The organism is Bradyrhizobium sp. LB14.3, assembly GCF_040547985.1.
GTDB lineage: Bacteria > Pseudomonadota > Alphaproteobacteria > Rhizobiales > Xanthobacteraceae > Bradyrhizobium.
The window spans coordinates 24,438-44,263 of record NZ_JBEPQT010000031.1; the positions used below are offsets into that span (position 1 = coordinate 24,438).

A 19,826-nucleotide genomic window follows, 5' to 3' on the forward strand; every position below is an offset into this window, starting at 1 on the left:
AGGGGCGGATTCGAGGGTTCCTACTAAGCGTCCGCCGCTGCCCAAGAGCTTGAATGTGATTGGACTTATTTTGTCTCCATGATCACGCGAGCCAGCTCCGACGGATTCTCAACAGCTGAGAAGTGTCCCGTATTCTTCAGCGTCACGATCCGCGCGGTTGGAATGAGCGCCCGTGTGCGTTCGCGTTCATTGGGCCGAGACCAATCGCTGTCGCCATAAATGAGCGTCACAGGCGCCGAGATTTGCCGATAGTCATCGCGTGCCTTGCTCCAGGATCGCCAGCCCGCCAGCACCTTGCGTGCGATCCGCTTGTATCCCGGGCGGCGGGCCACTTCATCGAACTCAGCGAGCAGATCGGCCGGCAGTTTGCGCGGGTCGTGATATCCGCCGCTCATGATCTTGCCGAGGACCAGCTTGTTTTCGAGCGATGCATTCATCGCGCCGAGCAACGGGACCTGCAGGCTTCCGATGATGAAATTCGAGAACCAGTTGCCGCGTCGAATGCCGTCCCCGTAGCGGGTCTCGTAGTCGTAGGGGTTGATCGCATAGACGCGCTTCACCCGCTGCGGAAGCGACGCCGCCACCGTGAGCGCCAATGCCCCGCCGATCGACTCGCCGACAATCGTGACGGCCGAGAGATTAAGCTCCTCGATGAAGCGAATGACGGACTGCCTGAAGTAGGGTTCGTCGAAGCTCGCGCTCGGATCTATTGGTGAGTGGCCGTGGCCTGGGAGGTCATTGGCGTACACCGTGTGCGATCTGGCGAGGAGGGGCGCAAGACTGCGGAAATATTCGAGCTGGGTCCGGATTGTATGTATGAGGAGCAGCGGGGGCCCGCTGCCGGTCTTTTGAAAACGGACGCTCAGCGTATCCGATATCTTCAGCAGGCTTGGTTTAACTTCAGTCATGCTGAGCATTCGATCTCTCCGTGCTTCGAGGGGCGCGCGCTTTCAAGCGGCAGCGGCGTCGCGAACCTGTTCGGCCGCGGCATCCAAAAGCGCCTGAGCCAGCTCGGGGTCGTTGACGACGCGCGATAGCGTCACGGCGCCGACCATCGTCGCGAGAATGGCCATCGTCTTGGCGCGGTCGGCCTCGCCGCCAGTCTGGGCAATGAAGCGGCCGATCACGTCGAGATGCGCCTTGATCCCCGTTTCGAATTCCGCCTTCACGCCGGGGCCCTGTCGGGCGGCATCTGAACCGAGTGCCACGATCGGGCAGCCGTCCATCCTTTCTCCGCGATGGTCGCCGCTGAGGTAAAACGCGATCACCGTGCCGAGCGGATCATCGGGATTGTTGGCGGCCGCGTCCGACCATCGGCCGGAAGCGCTCTCCAATGCCCGCCTGGACGCCTCGACCGCCAAATCTTCCTTGGACTCAAACTGCTTGTAGAAGGCGCCCTGGGTCAGTCCGGCGGCCTCCATCAGATCCTTGAGGCCGATGCCATCAAAGCCGCGCTCCCTGAAGAGGCGACTGGCCACATTGATCACGCTCTGGCGGTTCTCGGCAGCTTGAATGCGACTTACCCGCATTTTGGACCTCCATTTGGATTTCGATTGACATCTATATGATAGATAGAGGTCGAATGCAATCTATCAAGTGGGCGGATAGTTTGGCATCGCAGAAAGGTCCCCCGGACCGATTTCCTTCAATCACACTCCCGTGATAAAGCTTATTTAGATTGCGGATGAACTCTAATCCAACTATAGAGGTCAAACGAAATCTAAGTGGTATGGAGATGGCGATGAAAAAGAGCAGACTTGTGGTCCTGGCTGGTGTGCTGATCGCGGCGTCTGGCGCGGCTGTGCTTGCTGCTCTTACCATTCCCACTCATGAGGCCTCCGCGGCACGCGACCCGAGGCAGGATTCGCCGATGGTCAGCCTGGTGGCGGCTGCACGGGTGGCCGGAGCCGATCGCGGCTTCACCGGCGTTGTGGGCGCGAGAGTGGAAAGCAATCTCGGTTTTCGCGTTCCCGGCAAGATCGTCGAACGGCTGGTAAATGTCGGTCAGCAGGTCAAAGCCGGCGAACCGCTGATGCGGATCGACGAAACCGATCTGCGCCTTGCGCTTACGGCGAAGCGCAACGCCGTGGCCGCAGCGCGCGCAACTGTCGTTCAGACGGACGCAGATGAGCGGCGATACGCCAATCTGGTCAACGACGGATGGACTTCCAAACAGCGCTACGAGCAGGCGAAGGCCGCGTCGGACACGGCCAATGCGCAACTCGCCGCGACCGAAGCGGACGCTCGCGTCGCGGAAAACCAGGCGACCTACTCCGTCCTGGTCGCGGATGCGAACGGAACGGTCATGCAAACGCTTGGCGAGCCGGGGCAAGTGGTCTCCGCGGGCCAGACGGTCGTCCGGCTTGCACAGTCCGGTCCTCGGGAAGCTGTGGTGGCGCTCCCCGAAACAATGCGGCCGGCGATCGGTTCGCTTGCTGAGGCGAGCCTGTATGGGAGCGATGGGCGCTTTATTGCGCATCTCCGGCAGTTGTCGGATTCCGCCGATGTCCAGACCCGCACCTATGAGGCCCGTTACGTGCTCGAGGGTGAGGCCGCGGCGGCACCGCTTGGCGCGACGGTCACCATCCGGCTTGCAAGCCAGGGGACTCTGCCGGAAGTCCAGGTGCCGCTGGGAGCGGTGCTCGATGACGGCAGAAAGACCGGCGTTTGGGTGTTCGACAGCGGCACCTCGACGGTACGCTTTCAGCCCATCAAGCTTGTGCGTGTGACCAGCGAAAATGCCGTTATCTCCGGGCTGAGCTCAGCTGCTCGGGTTGTCTCGCTGGGCGCCCATCTCCTGCAGGAGGGCGCTCACGTCAGGACTGCCTCCGAAAGCAGGAGTAACTGATGAGCCTCAATCTTTCAGCGATCGCCGTTGGAGAAGTCAAATGCTGTACAGTTACATTGTCAAAAAAGAAATCCGAAAGACCTTCGACCACGTCAACAACCATCGCTGGGATGAAGCGGTGAAAGCAGTCGCGCCGCATGTCCATCACCGCGTTTCCGGCGCCCACGCGCTTGGTGGTGAGCGCCACGACAAAGAAGCCCTGCGCCGCTGGTTTGAGCGCCTCGGCCGAGTCCTGCCCACTCTCCATCTCACGGTCAACCACATCTGGGTGAAGGGCTGGCCGTGGCACACTACCGTGTTTGCCCGGTGGGACGCCACCGCAACGCTGCTCAACGGCGACGCGTCGTACGTCAACCGTGGTCTCCACGTGTTCACCCTGCGGTGGGGTAGAGTCTATGCACTCGAGGAGTTTCAAGATTCACAGGAAGCGGCCCGTGGGCTTGCCGCCCAAGCGGCAGCTGGCCTCAAAGAAGCTGTCGCCGAACCGATTGTAAACTAGCAGAAGAAGCGCAGTCAGAGGCCCGCGTTCTTTAGGTAAGCGCGGTTCACTCGGTGCCCACCTGCTGCAGGACGGCGCGAGCGTTAGGACGAACGTCGAGGAAATAGGAGCGGCCAAATGATGAATTTCAATCTTTCCGCGATTGCCGTTCGCGAACGGGCCGTAACCCTGTTCTTCATCGTCCTGCTGGCGGCCGCGGGCGCCTACGCCTTCCTCATGCTCGGGCGCGCGGAGGACCCCTCCTTCACCATCAAGACCCTGACGGTCACGACGGTATGGCCAGGTGCGACGGCTCGCGAGATGCAGGACCAGGTCGCCGAACCCCTGGAGAAGCGGATTCAGGAGCTGACCTGGTACGACCGGGTGGAGACGACCACACGGCCAGGTTATGCGTACATGACGGTGACGCTGAAGGACAGCACGCCGCCATCCGTCGTGCAGGAGGAATTCTACCAGGCCCGCAAGAAGCTCGGGGATGAAGCGCGCAAGCTGCCGTCCGGTGTGCTCGGCCCCTTCATCAACGACGAATATTCGGACGTGAGCTTCGCCCTTTATGCCCTCAAGGCGAAGGGCATGCCGATGCGGCAGCTCGCCAGGCAAGCCGAGACCATTCGCCAGGATCTCCTGCACGTATCCGGCGTCAAGAAGATCAACATCCTCGGTGAACGCCCCGAGCAGATATTTGTCGAGTTTTCCTATCCCAAGCTGGCAACACTCGGTGTGTCGGCACAGGATATCGTCGCCGCCTTGCAGCGGCAGAATACCGTGACGCCGGCAGGCTCGATCGACACAAAGGGGCCGCAGGTCTTCATCCGGATCGAGGGGGCCTATGATAGCGTCCAGGCGATCGCCGACACGCCGATCGTCGCTGCCGGGCGAACGCTGAAGCTGTCCGACATCGCCGAAGTCCGTCGCGGTTACGAGGATCCTCCCACCTACCTCATCCGGCACCAGGGCGAGCCCTCCATCATGCTCGGGGCGGTCATGCAGGAGGGCTGGAATGGCCTCGCGCTCGGCAAGGCGCTGGAGGAGAGGTCCGCAGCGATCTCCCGGACGCTGCCACTCGGGATGACGCTGGCCAAGGTCAGCGACCAGGCCGTCAACATCTCCTCGTCGGTTGACGAATTCATGATGAAGTTCGCGATGGCGCTCGGCGTGGTGCTGCTGGTCAGCCTGCTCAGCCTCGGCTGGCGCGTCGGAATCGTTGTCGCGGCTGCCGTCCCTTTGACGCTTGCCGTCGTGTTCCTCATCATGCTGGAGACCGGCCGTTTCTTCGACCGCATTACGCTGGGCGCCCTTATCCTGGCGCTTGGTCTTCTCGTCGACGACGCCATCATAGCCATCGAGGTGATGGTGGTGAAAATGGAAGAGGGCATGGACCGCATCTCGGCGGCAGCCTATGCGTGGAGCCACACTGCGGCACCGATGCTGTCAGGAACACTCGTGACGATCGCAGGCTTCCTGCCGGTGGGCTTCGCGCGATCGACGGCCGGCGAATACGCCGGCAACATCTTCTGGGTGGTGGGGTTCGCTCTCATCGTCTCCTGGATCGTCGCCGTAGTCTTCACGCCCTATCTCGGCGTCAAGATGCTGCCAGCGATCAAGCCGATCGAAGGTGGTCACCACGCGATCTACGGTACGCCAAACTATCGGCGCCTGCGCGCGCTCATTACCTTCGTCGTGCGCCACAAGTTCGTGACCTGCGGCGTCGTCGCCGTCGCTTTTGCGCTGTCCGTCGCCGGCATGGGTGGCCTCAAGCAACAATTCTTCCCGACGTCCGACCGCCCTGAAGTGCTGGTGGAGGTTCGTCTGCCAGAAGGCACCAGCATCGAGACGACGACCGCCACCGTCGCAAAGCTCGAACGCTGGCTGGACGGCCAGTCGGAGGCCAAGATCGTCACGAGCTATGTCGGTCAGGGCGCTCCGCGCTTCTTCTTCGCGATGGCGCCGGAGCTGCCCGATCCGGCCTTCGCAAAGATCGTCGTGCTGACACCGGACGCGGAAGCGCGCGAGGTCTTGAAGCATCGGCTCCGACAAGCGGTGTCGGACGGGCTCGCGCCTGAGGCCAATGTGCGCGTCACGCAGCTTGTGTTCGGACCGTACACGCCATTCCCTGTCGAGTTTCGGGTCATGGGGCCCGACCCGGCGGAATTGTACGCTATCTCTGAAAAAGCGCTCGGTATCATGCGGGGCGTTCCCGATGTGCGCCAGGCGAACCGCGATTGGGGTGATCGCACGCCCGTGCTCCGCTTCATCCCGGATCAGGATCGGCTGAACCTGATCGGCCTTTCGCCCGCGGAGGTGGGCCGGCAACTCCAGTTCCTTCTCACTGGCATCACCGTGACGCAGGTCCGCGAGGACATTCGCAATGTCCCCATCGTGGCGCGCAGCGCCGGCGGCGAGCGGCTGGATCCGACGCGACTGGCGGATTTCTCATTGATGAGCCGAGACGGCCGCGCGGTTCCACTCGACCAGGTCGGCCATTCGGAAGTCCAACTTGAAGAACCGATCATGAAGCGTCGCGATCGCACCCCGGTCGTCATGATCAGGTCGGACATCAACGAGGCAACCCAACCTCCGGAGGTCTCCAAGGACATCAAGACGGCCCTTCAGCCGCTGATCGCATCTCTTCCGGCCGGTTATCGCATCGAGCTGGGCGGATCGATCGAGGAGGCAACCAAAGCCAACGACGCGTTGGCGACGATCTTTCCAGTCATGATTGCCGCCATGCTGATCGTCATCATGCTGCAGGTCCGGTCCTTCTCGATGATGGCCATGGTCGTGCTGACCGGACCACTCGGTCTTGCCGGCGTCGTGCCGATGTTGCTGATCTTTCACCAGCCCTTCGGATTCAACGCCATTCTGGGCCTGATAGGCCTGGCGGGCATCCTGATGCGCAACACCCTGATCTTGACGGACCAAATCAAGGAGAACCTTGCCGCCGGCCTTGACGACTATCACGCCGTCATCGAGGCCACGGTGCAACGCACGAGGCCCGTGATCCTGACCGCGCTTGCCGCCGTGCTGGCGTTCATTCCCCTCACGCATTCCGTTTTCTGGGGATCGATGGCCTACGCGCTGATTGGTGGCACGGCGGTCGGCACGGTGCTGATCCTGCTGTTCCTGCCTGCGCTTTATGCCGCGTGGTTCCGGATCAAGCCGACAGCAGATGAGATGCATGAGGATTCGACGGCAGAGCCTGAATTGACTCCAGTCATGGCTGCCGAGTAGCTCTATGGGCGGAGCAGACGGCTCAAATTCTCGCCTGGCTGCGCTTGAGTTTAATAGCGAACGCTCATGCAGATTTTGAGCCGTCGAACGATTCTCAGGGTTGCGAGATCGAACGCCTCGCGCAGCTGAGGTCATCCGAATTCGGGCCTTGGTGCGCGACTACTGTCGAGCGGCGATGACCGTCATCTCGAGTCTGACACCCGGACCGAGATCGGCCACGCCGATTGCGGCGCGCGCCGGCAGATGAGCTTCTGCAAAATGTGCCTTCCAGGCCGCATTGAACTCTGCCTTCTCCTTCAGGTTCGTCATGTAGATGGTGACTTGCAAGACGTTGGCCAGATCGGATCCGAGGGTCTTCAGCAACTGCGCCAGCTGCCCGAGCACGTCGTTCGCCTGGCCCGACATATCGAGGCTCGTGTCCTCGGGGACGATCCCACCGATGTAAAGCACGCCATTATGCTCGACCACCTCGTGGAGCAGACCTTCGTAGGGCAAGACGCGCTTGATCATGATGAGACCGATGTTGCTGTGGGATGGGCGGCATATCGCACATTTCAATGTCACTGTCGTTGCAAGAGATTTCGCAGTGCTTCCTGAGACGAATTGCACTGCTCGAATAAGGCTTGGTAAGGCGTTGAAAATAAAAGTAGAAAACTGGCCAACGGATCGCCGCCTGTCGTTCCCTCGAACGTCCGCCAAGCTGTCCTTGCACGAGCGCCCGGCATTTCCGCCGACCCTGATCCCGACGACATCGGGAAACGGATCGTTATACTGCCACCCGAATTGACACGGGACGGGCCGGGACCGTGCCATGCCCGGAACAAGGATCAGACGATGGACGATACGATTGGCTTCCCCGACCCCGGCCTCGACCTGTCCGACGGCTTCAAGCCGCACACTTCGCATTGGGGCGTGTTCTCGGCGCGTCAAAGCGAAGCCGGGCTCGAGGTCAGGGCCTATGCGGGTGATCCCGATCCGAACGGCATCATCGACAATTTCCCCGGCGCGCTGCGTCACCAGGCCCGCATCACCCAACCCGCGATCCGCCGCGGCTGGCTCGAACGCGGTCCCGGTCCCGACGATCGGCGCGGCCGCGACGAATTCGTCTCCGTCAGCTGGGAGAAGGCGCTCGATCTGCTCGGCGACGAGCTGGCACGCATCCGTGACACGCGCGGCCCCGGCGCGGTGTTCGGCGGCTCCTATGGCTGGTCGAGCGCGGGCCGCTTCCACCACGCCCAGAGCCAGGTGCATCGCTTCCTCAACATCGCCTTGGGCGGCTATGTGCGTTCGGTGAATTCCTATTCCTCCGGCGCGTCCTCGGTGCTGCTGCCGCAGATCCTTTGCGGCTACGAGGACATCACCAAGCGCAATGTCACCTGGGAACAGATCGCTGCCGACACCGAGATCGTGCTGGCGTTCGGCGGCATGGCGCTGAAGAACTCGATGGTCGCCGGCGGTTCGATCAGCAAGCATGTCGAGCGCCGCGCGATGGAGGCTGCGCACCGGCGCGGCTGCGAGTTCATCCTGGTCAGTCCGTTGCGTGAAGACCTGCCTGTCGAGGCCGGCGCCGAATGGATGACATGCGTGCCCGGCACCGACACCGCGCTGATGCTCGGCATTGTTCATACCCTGGTCGCGGAAAACCTCCACGACCTGGCTTTCCTCGATCGCTACACCGAGGGCTGGCCCGTCTTCCTGCGCTATCTCACTGGCGATAGCGACGGCCAAGCCAAGGACGCCGAATGGGCCGCAGCGATCTGCGGCGTCGATGCGGACAGGATTCGGCAGCTCGCGCGCCGGCTCGCCGGCAAGCGCGCGCTCATCACCGTCTCCCATTCGCTCCAGCGCGCCGAGCATGGCGAGCAGCCGGTGTGGATGGGCATGGTGCTGGCGGCGGCGCTCGGCCAGATCGGCCTTCCCGGCGGCGGCTACGCCTATTCGTTGGGTGCGATCGGTTATTACGGCCGCCGCGTCAACGACGTGCCAGGGCCGACGCTGGGGCAGGGCCGCAACGCTGTCCGCGATTTCATTCCGGTGGCGCGAATCGCCGACATGCTGCTCAACCCTGGAAGCACCTATCGCTACAACGGCGAGACGCGCACCTATCCGGACATCCGCCTCGTCTACTGGGCTGGCGGCAATCCCTTCCATCACCACCAGGATATCAACCGCCTGCGCAAGGCGTTTGCAAAAGTCGACACGCTGGTCGTGCACGAGCTCGCCTGGACTGCTACGGCGCGGCATGCCGATATCGTGCTGCCCTCGACGATGACGCTCGAGCGCGAAGACATTGGCTATTCCAGCAACGATCCCCTGATGGTCGCGATGCACCGGATCGCCGAGCCGTTCGGCCTTGCGCGTGACGACTACGAGATCTTTGCCGATCTCGCCGACCGTCTCGGCGCGCGCGAACCCTTCACCGAAAGGCGTACGTCACTTCAGTGGCTGGAATATCTTTATGAGCCGACCCGTGCTTCGCTCGAAGCGCGTGGTTTGCAGGCCCCGAGCTTCGAAGAATTCTGGCAGCGCGGCAGCCTGGTCGTGCCGCAGCAGCCCGACGACGGCGGCCGGCTGCGCCGCTTCCGCGACGATCCCGTCAATCACGCTCTGCCGACGCCGAGCGGCCGCATCGAGATATTCTCGCAAAAGATCGCGGGCCATGGCGATGCGGATTGTCCCGGTCATCCGGTCTGGCTCGACAAGACCGATATGCCGAGGCCCGGCGCACCGTGCTTCCTGGTCGCCAACCAGCCGGTGACGCGCCTGCACAGCCAGCTCGATTTCGGCGGACATTCGCTTGCCGCAAAACATCGCGGCCGCGAGGTCGCGCGCATGAATCCGCGCGACGCCGAGGCGCGCGCTGTCAAGGACGGCGACATCATCCGCCTGTTCAACGAACGCGGCGCCTGTCTCGCCGCGGTCCACGTCACCGACGACATCGCGCCGGGAATCGTGCAGCTCCCGACCGGCGCCTGGTACGACCCGATGGACCCCGAAGACGACGCGCCGCTCTGCGTGCACGGCAACCCGAACGTTCTTACCCGCGACATCGGCACCTCGTCCTTCGCGCAGGGCTGCACCGGCCAGCTCACGACGGTCGAGGTCGAGAAGTTCACCGGCAATCTGCCCCCGATCCGGGCGTTCGATCCGGTGTAGATCCATGAAGAAAAAGAGGCCGCCCTGTGTGGGTGCAGGGGCGGCCCCGAGTGACTCGCGAGCCCGGGAGGAGGAGGGCGCGAGCCTGTGCGTTACGCGGCTGCGCTGATCCAGTCGCTCTCCAGAGAACGACGGCGCGGCGGCAGCGCTTGCATCTCGTGCCGTTGTCCCTTGCTGGCGAGGCGCCAGCGTGCCGGAGACTGATCGCTGATGCGCTTGAAGACGGTCGAAAAATGCGCCTGCGTGCTGAAGCCGACGGCAAGCGCGATCTCGGCCAGCGGCCGCTCTGTGGTCGCGAGCAGCGTCTTGGCATGCTCGACCCGGTGATTGAGCAGATACTCGCGGGGACGGTAACCGGTCGCAGCGCGGAATTGCGCCGCGAAGTGCATTCTTGACAGGCCGGCGACATCAGCGAGCTCGGACAGGCTGATGCGGCGGTGGAAATGATCGGCGACATATTGCTCGACGCGCCGCAGCCGCCATTTCGGCAAGGCATTGACCCTGGCGCGCGGCGATTCCAATCGGGTGAGATGCATCGCAAGGGTCTGGCCGATGCAGCGCGTAAACTGGTGGTCCGCGGCGTCGCCGTGTTCGATTAGTGTCTTGGCAAGCTCCGCAGCGAGCGGATCGCGCAACAGGACGAGGTCATTCAGTCCGTCGGTCCCGGAAAATTGCGCCGGAAAATGATCCGTGGAGATGTGAAAGTGCAGGAAGGCGCAGGGCGACTGGAATTGCACGCCGAGACGCTTCGACGGCGCGGTGAGATACAGCGTGCCCGCAGGCATGGTGCCGTCGAAAATGATCTGGCGCTCCCGGGTCAATTTGGCGCGCGTCGTCTTCAGGGCGATACCGACGAAATAGCAATCCTGAGGTGTTGTCGCGTCGTGCGACGACGTGCTCCGCGCGTCTTCCCATCGCGAAATCGCGACGTCCTCGACGGCAGCCTCGGGGCCGCGATCGATCTGACGCCAATGGCTCTCCCGAGTGATCGCCTGGGTTGCTCGGGGGATCTCGCGATCCTCCGGGCTGGCCGGAAGATCGATCCAGGAATGCGCCGCCTGCAAATTGGTCAACATCGCTCGTCCTCTCCCGGGTTTGCCGCTGCTTGCGACCGGCAAGCGCGCCAAACCCACGTTTCCATGCTGAAACGATAGGCGTGAGCTGGCCAGGAAGCCCGTTAGGGGTGATTAGGATCTGTTAGTTTTTGTGGGGGCGCATCAGGTGTGCGGCAGCTCGTCGCAGGAAGCGCTGTTTTGTACAGTTGGTCAGATATTCGCGCAGCCCCGCCCCAACTCTGGAGAGCGCAGGCCACCGCGTGGCGATCGATCAGCGGTGTGAGTTCCGTGTGGTGCCCTCGCTGGACCTCGCCTCGGTGCCGGGTATAGTCGTGCCGCATTTCGAGGAGCGACCGTCAAGATGAGTCAGAAGTGACCGAGCTCTCGGCAGGACATGGCCCCAGCGGCGGGGGCGCCACAACGATCCTTGATTTCGATGCCGTCTCGTTCGGGCCGTTTTCGCTTCGGTCGCGGCTGCTGGAGAAGGACGGCCTGCCGGTCAGGCTCGGCAGCCGCGCGATGGATATTCTGCGCTTGCTCGTCAGCCGCGCCGGCGAAGTGGTCCCGAAGGACGAGATTCTCGCCTATGCGTGGTCCGGACTCTCTGTCGAGGAGATCAGCCTGCGCGTCCATGTCGTGGCGCTGCGCAAGGTGCTTGGCGACGGAAAGGATGGTGCCCGCTACATCACCAACATCCCGGGCCGGGGCTATTGCTTTGTCGCGCCGGTGCGGCGTAGCGAGCGCGCGGAGGTGTTTGCGCTCGCGTCGCGGGCGCCCGAAAAGGCCACGCCGCCACCGCCTCTACCGCATCGACTGGACCGGATGGTCGGGCGGGAGGACGCTGTGGCGGAGTTGGCGGCGCGCTTGCTCCGCGATCGCTTTGTCACGCTGCGAGGAGCCGGCGGCATCGGCAAGACCACCGTTGCGACCGCGCTCGCGCATCACATGTGCGATACCTTCGACGGCAACGTCCATTTCCTCGAATTCGGCCTCCTGAAGGACGCGGCGTTGGTCGCTAGCACGGTTGCCGCCGCGTTGGGCCTCGTCGTGCGCCACGATGATCCCTCGGGCAGCATCATCAGTTTCCTGCGCGGCCGGCGGCTACTTCTCGTTCTCGACAGCTGCGAGCACGTTGTCGACGAGATCGCACGTCTAGCAGAAAACATCTACCGGGAGGCGCCCGGCATCGTCATCCTCGCAACCAGCCGCGAGTCGCTGCTGGTGGAAGGTGAGCAGATTTTTGAGCTCGCTCCGCTGCCCGGCCCGCCGCAAGGCACCCGCCTCAGCGCCGGCGAAGTGTTAAGCTATCCTGCTGCGCGTCTGTTCGTGGATCGCGCAGTCGCGGCCGGACACCGTGACGATATCACCGACGAGGATGCGGAAGTCCTGGCTCGGATTTGCGGCAAGCTCGACGGGGTCGCGCTCGCGATCGAGCTTGCTGCCGCACGCGTCGGTCTCTATGGGCTGCGCGAGATGGCGGCGCTGCTCGACAGCCGGCTGCAGCTCGAATGGCGCGGGCGGCGAACGGCGCCGCCACGGCAGCAGACCCTCGGTGCCACACTCGAGTGGAGCTTCGACCTGATCGGCGAAAGCGAGCGGATCGTGTTTCAGCAGCTCGCCATCTTCGCGGGCCACTTCACGTTGAAAGGCGTAATAGCTGTGGCGGCCGACGAGGGGGCGCCGGGGGATCGCGCCGTCGACGCATTGGAGCAACTCGTGGCCAAGTCGCTGGTGTCCGCGCAGCCGGACGGGGCATCGCGGCGCTATCGCATGCTGGATGCCACGCGCGCCTATGCCATGCAGAAGCTGGCAGACAGCGGTCAGGCAAACGAGATCGCGCGCCGTCACACGTTGTATGTTCAACGCGCGCTCGAAGCGGGCATGACGGATCAGGGAGGCACCGATCATGCATCCCGTTTGCAGGAGCGCGCGGGCCTGCTCGCCGACGCCCGCGCGGCGCTGCAATGGAGTTATGCGAATGACGACGGCGCCGGCTTGCGCGTGCCGCTCGCTGCCAGCTGCACAAGGCTGTTCGTCGAGCTCAATCTGCTCAGCGAGGCCCGCATCTGGTCCGATCGCGCACTCGCGGTGCTCGACGATGCCGACGGGGGCGGCAGATGGGAGCTCGAGCTTCAGTCGACGCTTGGCCACGCATTCATGTTCACGGAGCGCAACAACGAGCAGGCCGAGGTCGCGCTCCGGCGCGGGCTGGAGATCGCGGAAGCGCACGGGGACCACGCCAACACATTCAGGCTGCTGTCGCGGCTCAACATGTTCTACCGCCGGACCGGCGGCTATCGGCATCTGGTGCCGACTGCGCTTCATGCCGAGCGGATCGCTCGCCTGATCGGCGATACGGCGGGCATCGCCGGGAGCAAAGCACTGCTCGGTGTGTCCTATCACCTCGCCGGGGACCAGGCCGAAGCGCAGGCCCATCTCGACCAGGGCGTACGCGACGCCGCTGCGCTACGTGGCACGCAACCCGGGCATTTCGCCTATTCACGCACGCCGCAAATTCCGCTCGCGCGCGTGTTATGGCTTCGCGGCTTTCCCGATCGTGCGCTCGAATGCGTCCGACCGCTTGTCGGCGCTTCAGCGCCGCGCGACGCGGTCATGCATTGTATCGCGCTATGCTGGTCCGCCTCTGTGTTCGGCTGGGTTGGCGACTGGTCGTCGGTCGAGACCATGACCGGTCGCTTGTCGGCGCATGCGAGCATGCACGGACTCGTACCCTACGAAGCCGTCGCGGCCGGCTTTCGAGCGCAGGCCATGATCGCCCGCGGCGAGGGTAGCGCCGGTGTCGATCTCTTGCGGAGCGCACTTCCACGCCTGCACGCCGATCGCTACGAGCTCTATGCATCGGCATTCGCCTCGGACCTGTGCCGGGGACTGGTCGCTTTAGGACGATTGACGGAGGGCGTTCAGGTGCTGCACGAAACCATTGCACGGGTCGAGCAGGAAGGTGGCGCCTTCGACATGCCCGAGCTGCTCCGTCTGCGGGGAGAGCTCGAGGCCGTTGGCGGCAATCTCGAAGCGGCCGGTGCAGATCTTGTCGCGTCGGTCACGCTTGCCGAACAGCAGGGCGCATTGTCCTGGAGGCTGCGAGCCGAGATGTCGCTGGCGCGGCTTCGGGTTCGGCAGGGTGTGCGGAATCCCCTCGAACAACTTGCCAAAACCTATGCCCGGTTCTCGGAAGGATTCGAGACCGCCGATCTCAGGGCGGCACAGCGCATGCTGAACGAGCCTGCTGCCTGATCAAGTCGATACGACCGTGCCCTCTCGCTGCTGAGCGCGCCCATCAGCGGTCACCCCTTGTGTCCGTCCAGCCGCGCCAGGAAGTCGCGGACAAGCGAAGCGATCTCGTCGGTGGCTTCATCCAGCGCGAAGTGGCCGCCTGCGAGAATGTGAACCTCGGCATCCGGCACATCGTCGCGATAGGCCGTCGCGCCTGCGACGGTGAAGGATGGATCGTATTTGCCCCAGACCACCAGCGTCGGTGGTCGCCTCTGGCGCAACCAAGCCTGCCATTTCGGATAGGAGGCGACGTTGGTCCGGTAATCCAGGAACAGCGTGGTCTGAATCTCGGCTTGGCCGGGACGCGTCAGGAAGGCATATTCGTCGATCCAGGTGTCGGGATCGTAGCGCTCGGGACGCGGGCTGGAGCCGAGATGCCGCTGACGCGTCGCCTCCAAGGACGTGAAGTTGGCCTTGAGCGCCTCGAGCTCATGCGCCGGGTCGGCCCAGTACTTCCTGCGCGCATTCCAGAGCGGGCTCAGCCCTTGCTCGTGCGAGACCGCGTTCTGGACGATGATGCCGCGGAAGTGTTCGGGCTGCGCCAGCGCCATGCGGAAGCCGACGGGACCTCCATAGTCCTGCATGAACAGGACGCAGTCGGTGAGACCGAGCTCCGTTGTGAGCTCGCCGATCACGGCGGCGATGTTGTCGAACGTATAGATGAAATCGGACGGCGGCGGCGCGCTGCTGTTGCCGAAGCCGGGATAGTCCGGTGCGATGAGATGATATTTGTCGGCGAGCAGCGGCATCAGCGGTTCCCACATCCGCGATGAGGAGGGAAACCCGTGGAGCAGCAGCACGGTCGGAGCGTCGATGGGTCCAGCCTCGCGGTAGAAGATCTCGAGACCCCGGACATCGACCTTATGATAGCTGATCGAGCGCCGGCTCGATCGCAGATCCTGCGCCGAGGCCTGCACGATCGCGCCGACCAAAGCGGCCGAGAGGGCAAGTGCGGCTGGAATGTTCATGTCTTTCGCTCCGAATCCGGCATGTGAGGTGAGGATGTGTCGCAAGTGCGGGCCATACTCTAGCGACGGCGATATGGAGCCTCCGGCCCGTCGGCATCGAGAGGCGCCATCGCGAGCGCCTCTCGCAACGTGCCGCATCCAGGATTTACGAGGCGCGCGCCAGCGGCTTGCCCTTCACCGCGGCGAGCAGGGCTTCCGCGGCCGGACCCGAGGAGTGCGGGTTCTGGCCCGTGATCAGGAGGCCGTCGGTGACGACGTGAACGCCCCAGTTTGCCGTTTTCGAGAAGACGGCGCCGAGCTTCAGCATTTCGTCTTCGATCAGAAACGGCACCACCTTAGTGAGGCCGACGTCCTCCTCTTCACCGTTGGTGAAACCGGTCACCTCCTTGCCCTGAACCAATGGCTTGCCGTCGGGTGTCTTGACGTGGCGCAGCGCACCAGTCGAGTGGCACACGACTGCGACTGTCTTGCCGGCGGCAAGGAACGATTCGATGAGCTTGACCGAGTCCTTGTCCTCGGCGAGATCCCACATCGGGCCGTGACCGCCGGGATAAAAGACGGTGTCGAAATCTTGCTGCCTGACGCTGTCGAGGCGAACCGTCTTGTCGAGCTGCGCTTCCGCCGCGGCGTCGGCCTCGAAGCGCAGCGTCAGGTCGGTGCGGAATTCGGGCTCGTTGCTCTTGGGGTCGAGCGGCGGACGGCCGCCCTTCGGCGAGGCGAGGGTGATCTCGGCCCCGGAATCCTTGAAGACGAAATAGGGGGCGGCGAGCTCTTCGAGCCAGAAGCCCGTCTTGCGTCCGGTGTTGCCGAGCTGGTCGTGCGAGGTGATGACCATCAATATTTTCATGACCGTTCTCCTTGAGTGCGTTTGCTGCGATGACGCACTCCATTGCGGTGGAGATGCGCCGACCTGGGTCTCGTCCGAGCACGTCACGTCGTTCGTTGCTCGCGGCCGCAATCTGCGCTCAAGACCGGCTGTTGGCCCGTTATGTATTGTTAGACGTTGAGAGCTGGAGATGTCGCGCGGGCCGCTACTCGAAGACGGCGTCGAAGATCTCGACGTCCATCAGCACGGGCTTGGCGACCACGGTTCCGTCGGGCCGCAGCGTCTGCGCACGTCGAAGCGTCGGCACCACGATGCCGCCGAAGCTGTCATGAGCCCAGGAGTAATGCGCGACTTTCATCCCGAACAGATCGTGATCGTTTCGCCGTTGCAACGCGTTCTCGTCGAAATAGAAGATCTGCTCGGGCGCGAGCGTGATCAGGCTCGGCGGGAACTGCGCCCGCAGCCGCCGCCATGACTCCGTGTTCTCCTGCCACGGTGGCAGTTCCTCCACCACGACATCGGGATGGGCGAGCAGGAATGGATTGGTCAGATAATTCCAGATCGCGACGCCGCAGAAGAAGACGAGGTGCAGTTCGTCCGCAAGCGCAGGCGAGCCGACCTCGGTGAACGCAAGGCTCGGGTTACGCCAGGTCCGCAGCACCTCACCCTCCAGGCTCTCGATCGTGATCGCATCGGGTTGAAAGGATCCGGAGTGTTCGCCGCCGGTGATGCCGGTAAAGCGGACCGATTGCGTCCGGGTCGAACCTTCCGCCGTCACGTCTTTGAACTCCCTGGCATGTCCTGCGTTGGAGAACAGCGTTCCGCTGACGGAAAGGTGGAGCGTGAACCGGTTCAAGCTGTTCCAGCGGGCCAAACCGCCGCTGGCATCAATTACATCGTCAAGAAGCGCCATGTCCCGCCATATCCACCATGAAGTGCCATCACCATGGCGGGGCGGACGCGGCTTGGCGTGTTAGAAGTTGTTAGGAGTTGCGAGCGGATATTCTTGCGGTATCCCGTTGAAGATACTCTCAATTCAGGCCGTCCAGGAGCTCCCTTGCGGCGACCAGATCGCGGCTCTGGAGGCCCTCCTGGTACCGCGCGACGAGGGGGGTGAGCAGGGCGCGTGCGTCGACGGCCTTGCCGGCCCCTTCCCAGAGGCGGCCGAGGCTGATCGCTCCGCGGAGCTCCCAGCCGACCGCGCCTTGCCGCCGCGCCAGATCGAGCGATTTGTCCAGATAGCTCTCGGCCTCCGCAGCGTTACCCGACCGCGCAAGGATGTCGCCCTTGATCCTGAGCATCTCCGGCATATCGAAGGATTCGCCGTGATCGGGGATCTGGGCGATGGCCTCGTTGATCGTCTGCAACGCTTCGCCGGCCTGTTTCTGGGAGGCGAGGCCCTCGGCGAGCGCCGTCGCAAACACCGTCGTCATGATCCGGTGTCGCGTCGCGTACAGCGTGGCCTGGCTGCGGCGAAGGTGCTCGATGCCGCCCGCAACGTCGCCGCGGCGAAGCAGCAGCTCACCCTTCTGGCCGATGCCGACCGCGTGATAGGGGCCGAGGAAGTGCCGCGCGGAATGCTCGATCAGCCGCTCGATCAGGATTTCGGCATTGGCCCAGTCGCCGACCCAGAGGAACACGTAGATCGTCCAGATCAGGGAAATACCGAGAGTGAGCGGCTGTTCGAGCAACTCGGCCTCGCGAACGGTGTATCTGGCCGCCTCGATCGCACGATCGGGCCGGCCTGTGAGCCAAAGCCCGCGCGCCAGCGCCACCAGTGCGACAATGCGGTCGTCATAGCCGAGATGCCCGATATTCAGCCGCTGCGAGCCGGGATTGTGCACCATCGCGCTCTCGCAGAACTGCACCGCCTTGTCCTGATTGCCGATCAAATGATGTGCGACGCCCAGCATCCATTCGACGTTCAGCGTGCTGGCGGAATCGTTCAGCTTCCGCGCGACGCTTTCGCTCTGTTCGCCGGTCCCGAGCGCGCCGTGAAAATCTCCGACCCTGGTCAGGTAGATGTGCAATCCCCGCAGCAGCCAGAGCTGCCAATGCAAATCCTCGAGCTCCCGGGCAAGCTGGAGACTGCGCGTGAATGCCGACCGGACCGTTTCGGTGTTGCCCTGCGTGAACATCGCGGAGACGCCGAGCGCGGCCTGCAACGTCATTTCATGGCGGCTGTCGATCGAATTCGTATCGAGAGGGACAAGTGCCTGCTGCGTCCAGCGATAGCACTCCGTCAGCAATGTCAGTTCGAGGAAGAACTGGGCCGCCGACGCTGCCAGATCCACGCCGATCGTTCGGTCTCCGCCCTCGGAAAAACTCCAGGTCAGTGCCGCCCGGACATTGGGCAGGTGGTCCGCATAGGGAAGGAAGCCGCCCGCCGTCTGCATGCCCGTGGATTTGAGCGCAATGTCGCGCAGGAAGTCGCGGTAATATTCGGCGTGGCCGCGCGCGGCGCCGCCAGCTTCCCCGTTCTCGACAAGCTTGTCCGCGACGAAGGCGCGCGTCGTGTCCAGCAGGCGATAGCGCAGCCGCCGCTCCGCAGGCGAGGTAGCGATCAGCGATTTGGAGAGCAGATTCGAGACCGCCTCGACGGCTTCCGGCTCGCCGATGCCCTGACAGGAGGCGACCGCAAGCGCGGCTTCCAGGGTGAACGGCCCGACGAACACCGACAATCCACGCAGCGTTGCGCTTTCGGCTGCCGGCAACAAATCGTAGCTCCAGGCGAGCGCTGCGCTCAGGGTCTGGTGCCGCGGGACAGCGGTGCGCCGCCCGCGCCACAGCAGCGAGAAGCGGCTGTCCAGCAGCGAGGCTGTTCCGGCAATGCCATAGGCGTTCACACGCCCGGCCGCGAGCTCGATCGCGAGCGCAATGCCGTCCAGCCGCCGGCAGATATCGGCAACGAGCGGCGCATCTTCCTCGCTGAGCTCGAAATCGCCCATGCTCTCGGCGATGCGCTCCACGAAGAGCTGGCTTGCAGGATAGGCAAGGATATCGGCGATACCGAGTCCGTCGCGCTGTGGCGGGCAATCCAGCGGAAACAGCCGATGGACCCGCTCACCTTCAGTGCGGAAGGATTCGCGGCTGGTGGCGAGAATATGCAGCTCGGGCGCTTCCCGCACGATGCGCTCGGCCAGGGGGGCGAGGTCGTCGAGGATGTGCTCGCAGCTGTCGAAGACCAGCAGCATCCGCCGGCTGCGCAGGAACGTCAGCAGCCCGGGCCTCGGGTCGTCGGAATTGACGGTCAGGCCCAGTGCGGCCGCAATCGTTCCGGGAACGAGCCGGGCCTCCGTCAGTGCGCCGAAATCGACGAAACACACCTGGCTGTCGAACGCCGGGAGCTCGCCATGCGCGACGGCCAGTGCGACCGAGGTCTTGCCGATCCCGCCTGGGCCGACGATGGTGACGAAACGATGCTGCGCCAGCTCGGCGGAAATTCTCTCGACCGCATCGTTCCGCCCGATCATTTTCGCGAGCGGCGAGGGCAGTGAGCGAGGTGAAGCCGCGGGCAGGCTGATCCGGCTCTCCAACGGGGCAGCCCGGAGCAGCGGGGCCGCGAAACAATAACCGCGTCCGGGGACGTTGACGACGTAGCGGGCGCCTTCGCCGGCATCGCCCAACGCCTTGCGCAGCGTCGTGATGTGGAAGCGCAGGCTGCCTTCATCGACGTTCACGTCGGCCCAGATGCGCTTGATCAACTCCCGCTTGTCCACCACCTCGCCGGCGCGCTCGGCGAGAAAAACCAGGATGTCGAGCGCACGGCCGCCGAGGTGAATCGGGGTGCCGTCCTTCTCGAGCAGCCGCGACTTTGCGAACAGCCGGAATGGACCGAAAGCAATGGCCGAATCCTGGTCGTTAGTGTCCGGCACGGGCCAATGATTTCCAGTGAAAGGGCTGACATCCGCACTTTGATCTACCAGAACGGAACCCTGAGTAAACTGGT

General features: G+C 63.7%; 13 protein-coding genes. 5 read left to right on the forward strand and 8 right to left on the reverse strand.

Going from position 1 to position 19,826, the window contains the following annotated elements; translation table 11 throughout:
• Positions 1-65: 65 nt before the first annotated feature.
• Both ABIB00_RS33435 and ABIB00_RS33440 read right to left on the reverse strand, forming a co-directional pair.
• Positions 66-917, reverse strand: a complete 852-nt coding sequence (locus ABIB00_RS33435) for an alpha/beta fold hydrolase (RefSeq protein ID WP_354107293.1) — start codon at positions 915-917, stop codon at positions 66-68.
• Between the two features lie 33 nt (positions 918-950).
• Entirely contained in the window at positions 951-1,529 is a 579-nt protein-coding gene (locus ABIB00_RS33440; RefSeq protein WP_354107294.1) for a TetR/AcrR family transcriptional regulator, read from the reverse strand.
• 212 nt (positions 1,530-1,741) lie between these two features.
• Here ABIB00_RS33440 and ABIB00_RS33445 point away from each other — a divergent pair, with 212 nt between their 5' ends.
• The 3 genes from ABIB00_RS33445 (at position 1,742) to ABIB00_RS33455 (ending at position 6,578) form a co-directional block, all read left to right on the forward strand.
• Complete coding sequence (locus ABIB00_RS33445; RefSeq protein ID WP_354107321.1) at positions 1,742-2,848, forward strand: efflux RND transporter periplasmic adaptor subunit; 1,107 nt, start codon at positions 1,742-1,744, stop codon at positions 2,846-2,848.
• A gap of 40 nt (positions 2,849-2,888) precedes the next feature.
• Complete coding sequence (locus tag ABIB00_RS33450; protein ID WP_247353538.1) at positions 2,889-3,347, forward strand: nuclear transport factor 2 family protein; 459 nt, start codon at positions 2,889-2,891, stop codon at positions 3,345-3,347.
• Between the two features lie 120 nt (positions 3,348-3,467).
• Complete coding sequence (locus ABIB00_RS33455; RefSeq protein WP_354107322.1) at positions 3,468-6,578, forward strand: efflux RND transporter permease subunit; 3,111 nt, start codon at positions 3,468-3,470, stop codon at positions 6,576-6,578.
• Between the two features lie 159 nt (positions 6,579-6,737).
• Here ABIB00_RS33455 and ABIB00_RS33460 read toward each other — a convergent pair whose 3' ends face one another.
• Positions 6,738-7,088 carry a RidA family protein gene (locus ABIB00_RS33460; RefSeq protein ID WP_354107295.1) on the reverse strand — a complete coding sequence of 117 codons (351 nt, stop codon included), beginning with the start codon at positions 7,086-7,088 and terminating at the stop codon, positions 6,738-6,740.
• Between the two features lie 324 nt (positions 7,089-7,412).
• On the opposite strand from ABIB00_RS33460, the gene ABIB00_RS33465 reads away from it, so the two are divergent.
• A complete protein-coding gene (locus ABIB00_RS33465; protein WP_354107296.1) occupies positions 7,413-9,734 on the forward strand; it encodes a molybdopterin guanine dinucleotide-containing S/N-oxide reductase in 2,322 nt (773 codons plus the stop codon).
• 92 nt (positions 9,735-9,826) lie between these two features.
• Here ABIB00_RS33465 and ABIB00_RS33470 read toward each other — a convergent pair whose 3' ends face one another.
• A complete protein-coding gene (locus ABIB00_RS33470) occupies positions 9,827-10,810 on the reverse strand; it encodes a helix-turn-helix domain-containing protein (protein WP_354107297.1) in 984 nt (327 codons plus the stop codon).
• Positions 10,811-11,161: 351 nt separating this feature from the next.
• On the opposite strand from ABIB00_RS33470, the gene ABIB00_RS33475 reads away from it, so the two are divergent.
• Positions 11,162-14,044 (forward strand): ATP-binding protein, encoded by a 2,883-nt coding sequence (locus ABIB00_RS33475; RefSeq protein ID WP_354107298.1) that lies wholly within the window; start codon positions 11,162-11,164, stop codon positions 14,042-14,044.
• Positions 14,045-14,094: 50 nt separating this feature from the next.
• Here the strand turns inward: ABIB00_RS33475 and ABIB00_RS33480 are convergent, their stop codons facing one another.
• The 4 genes from ABIB00_RS33480 to ABIB00_RS33495 all read right to left on the reverse strand — a co-directional run bounded on the left by ABIB00_RS33480 (position 14,095) and on the right by ABIB00_RS33495 (position 19,752).
• Positions 14,095-15,051 (reverse strand): alpha/beta fold hydrolase, encoded by a 957-nt coding sequence (locus tag ABIB00_RS33480; RefSeq protein WP_354107299.1) that lies wholly within the window; start codon positions 15,049-15,051, stop codon positions 14,095-14,097.
• 145 nt (positions 15,052-15,196) lie between these two features.
• The gene (locus tag ABIB00_RS33485) at positions 15,197-15,898 is read right to left on the reverse strand and encodes a type 1 glutamine amidotransferase domain-containing protein (protein WP_354107300.1); all 702 of its coding nucleotides are present in this window, start codon (positions 15,896-15,898) and stop codon (positions 15,197-15,199) included.
• 184 nt (positions 15,899-16,082) lie between these two features.
• On the reverse strand, positions 16,083-16,790 hold the full coding sequence (locus ABIB00_RS33490; protein ID WP_247353524.1) for a hypothetical protein: 708 nt from the start codon (positions 16,788-16,790) through the stop codon (positions 16,083-16,085).
• A gap of 118 nt (positions 16,791-16,908) precedes the next feature.
• Positions 16,909-19,752 (reverse strand): ATP-binding protein, encoded by a 2,844-nt coding sequence (locus ABIB00_RS33495; RefSeq protein ID WP_354107301.1) that lies wholly within the window; start codon positions 19,750-19,752, stop codon positions 16,909-16,911.
• Between the last annotated feature and the right edge of the window lie 74 nt (positions 19,753-19,826).

Coding starts and splice junctions, on each gene's coding strand:
- ABIB00_RS33480 (WP_354107299.1), bottom strand. CDS start 15,051: ATGAACATTCCAGCCGCACTTGCCCTCTCGGCCGCTTTGGTCGGCGCG.
- ABIB00_RS33490 (WP_247353524.1), bottom strand. CDS start 16,790: ATGGCGCTTCTTGACGATGTAATTGATGCCAGCGGCGGTTTGGCCCGC.
- ABIB00_RS33455 (WP_354107322.1), top strand. CDS start 3,468: ATGAATTTCAATCTTTCCGCGATTGCCGTTCGCGAACGGGCCGTAACC.
- ABIB00_RS33485 (WP_354107300.1), bottom strand. CDS start 15,898: ATGAAAATATTGATGGTCATCACCTCGCACGACCAGCTCGGCAACACC.
- ABIB00_RS33440 (WP_354107294.1), bottom strand. CDS start 1,529: ATGCGGGTAAGTCGCATTCAAGCTGCCGAGAACCGCCAGAGCGTGATC.
- ABIB00_RS33465 (WP_354107296.1), top strand. CDS start 7,413: ATGGACGATACGATTGGCTTCCCCGACCCCGGCCTCGACCTGTCCGAC.
- ABIB00_RS33435 (WP_354107293.1), bottom strand. CDS start 917: ATGCTCAGCATGACTGAAGTTAAACCAAGCCTGCTGAAGATATCGGAT.
- ABIB00_RS33460 (WP_354107295.1), bottom strand. CDS start 7,088: ATGATCAAGCGCGTCTTGCCCTACGAAGGTCTGCTCCACGAGGTGGTC.
- ABIB00_RS33470 (WP_354107297.1), bottom strand. CDS start 10,810: ATGTTGACCAATTTGCAGGCGGCGCATTCCTGGATCGATCTTCCGGCC.
- ABIB00_RS33445 (WP_354107321.1), top strand. CDS start 1,742: ATGAAAAAGAGCAGACTTGTGGTCCTGGCTGGTGTGCTGATCGCGGCG.
- ABIB00_RS33450 (WP_247353538.1), top strand. CDS start 2,889: ATGCTGTACAGTTACATTGTCAAAAAAGAAATCCGAAAGACCTTCGAC.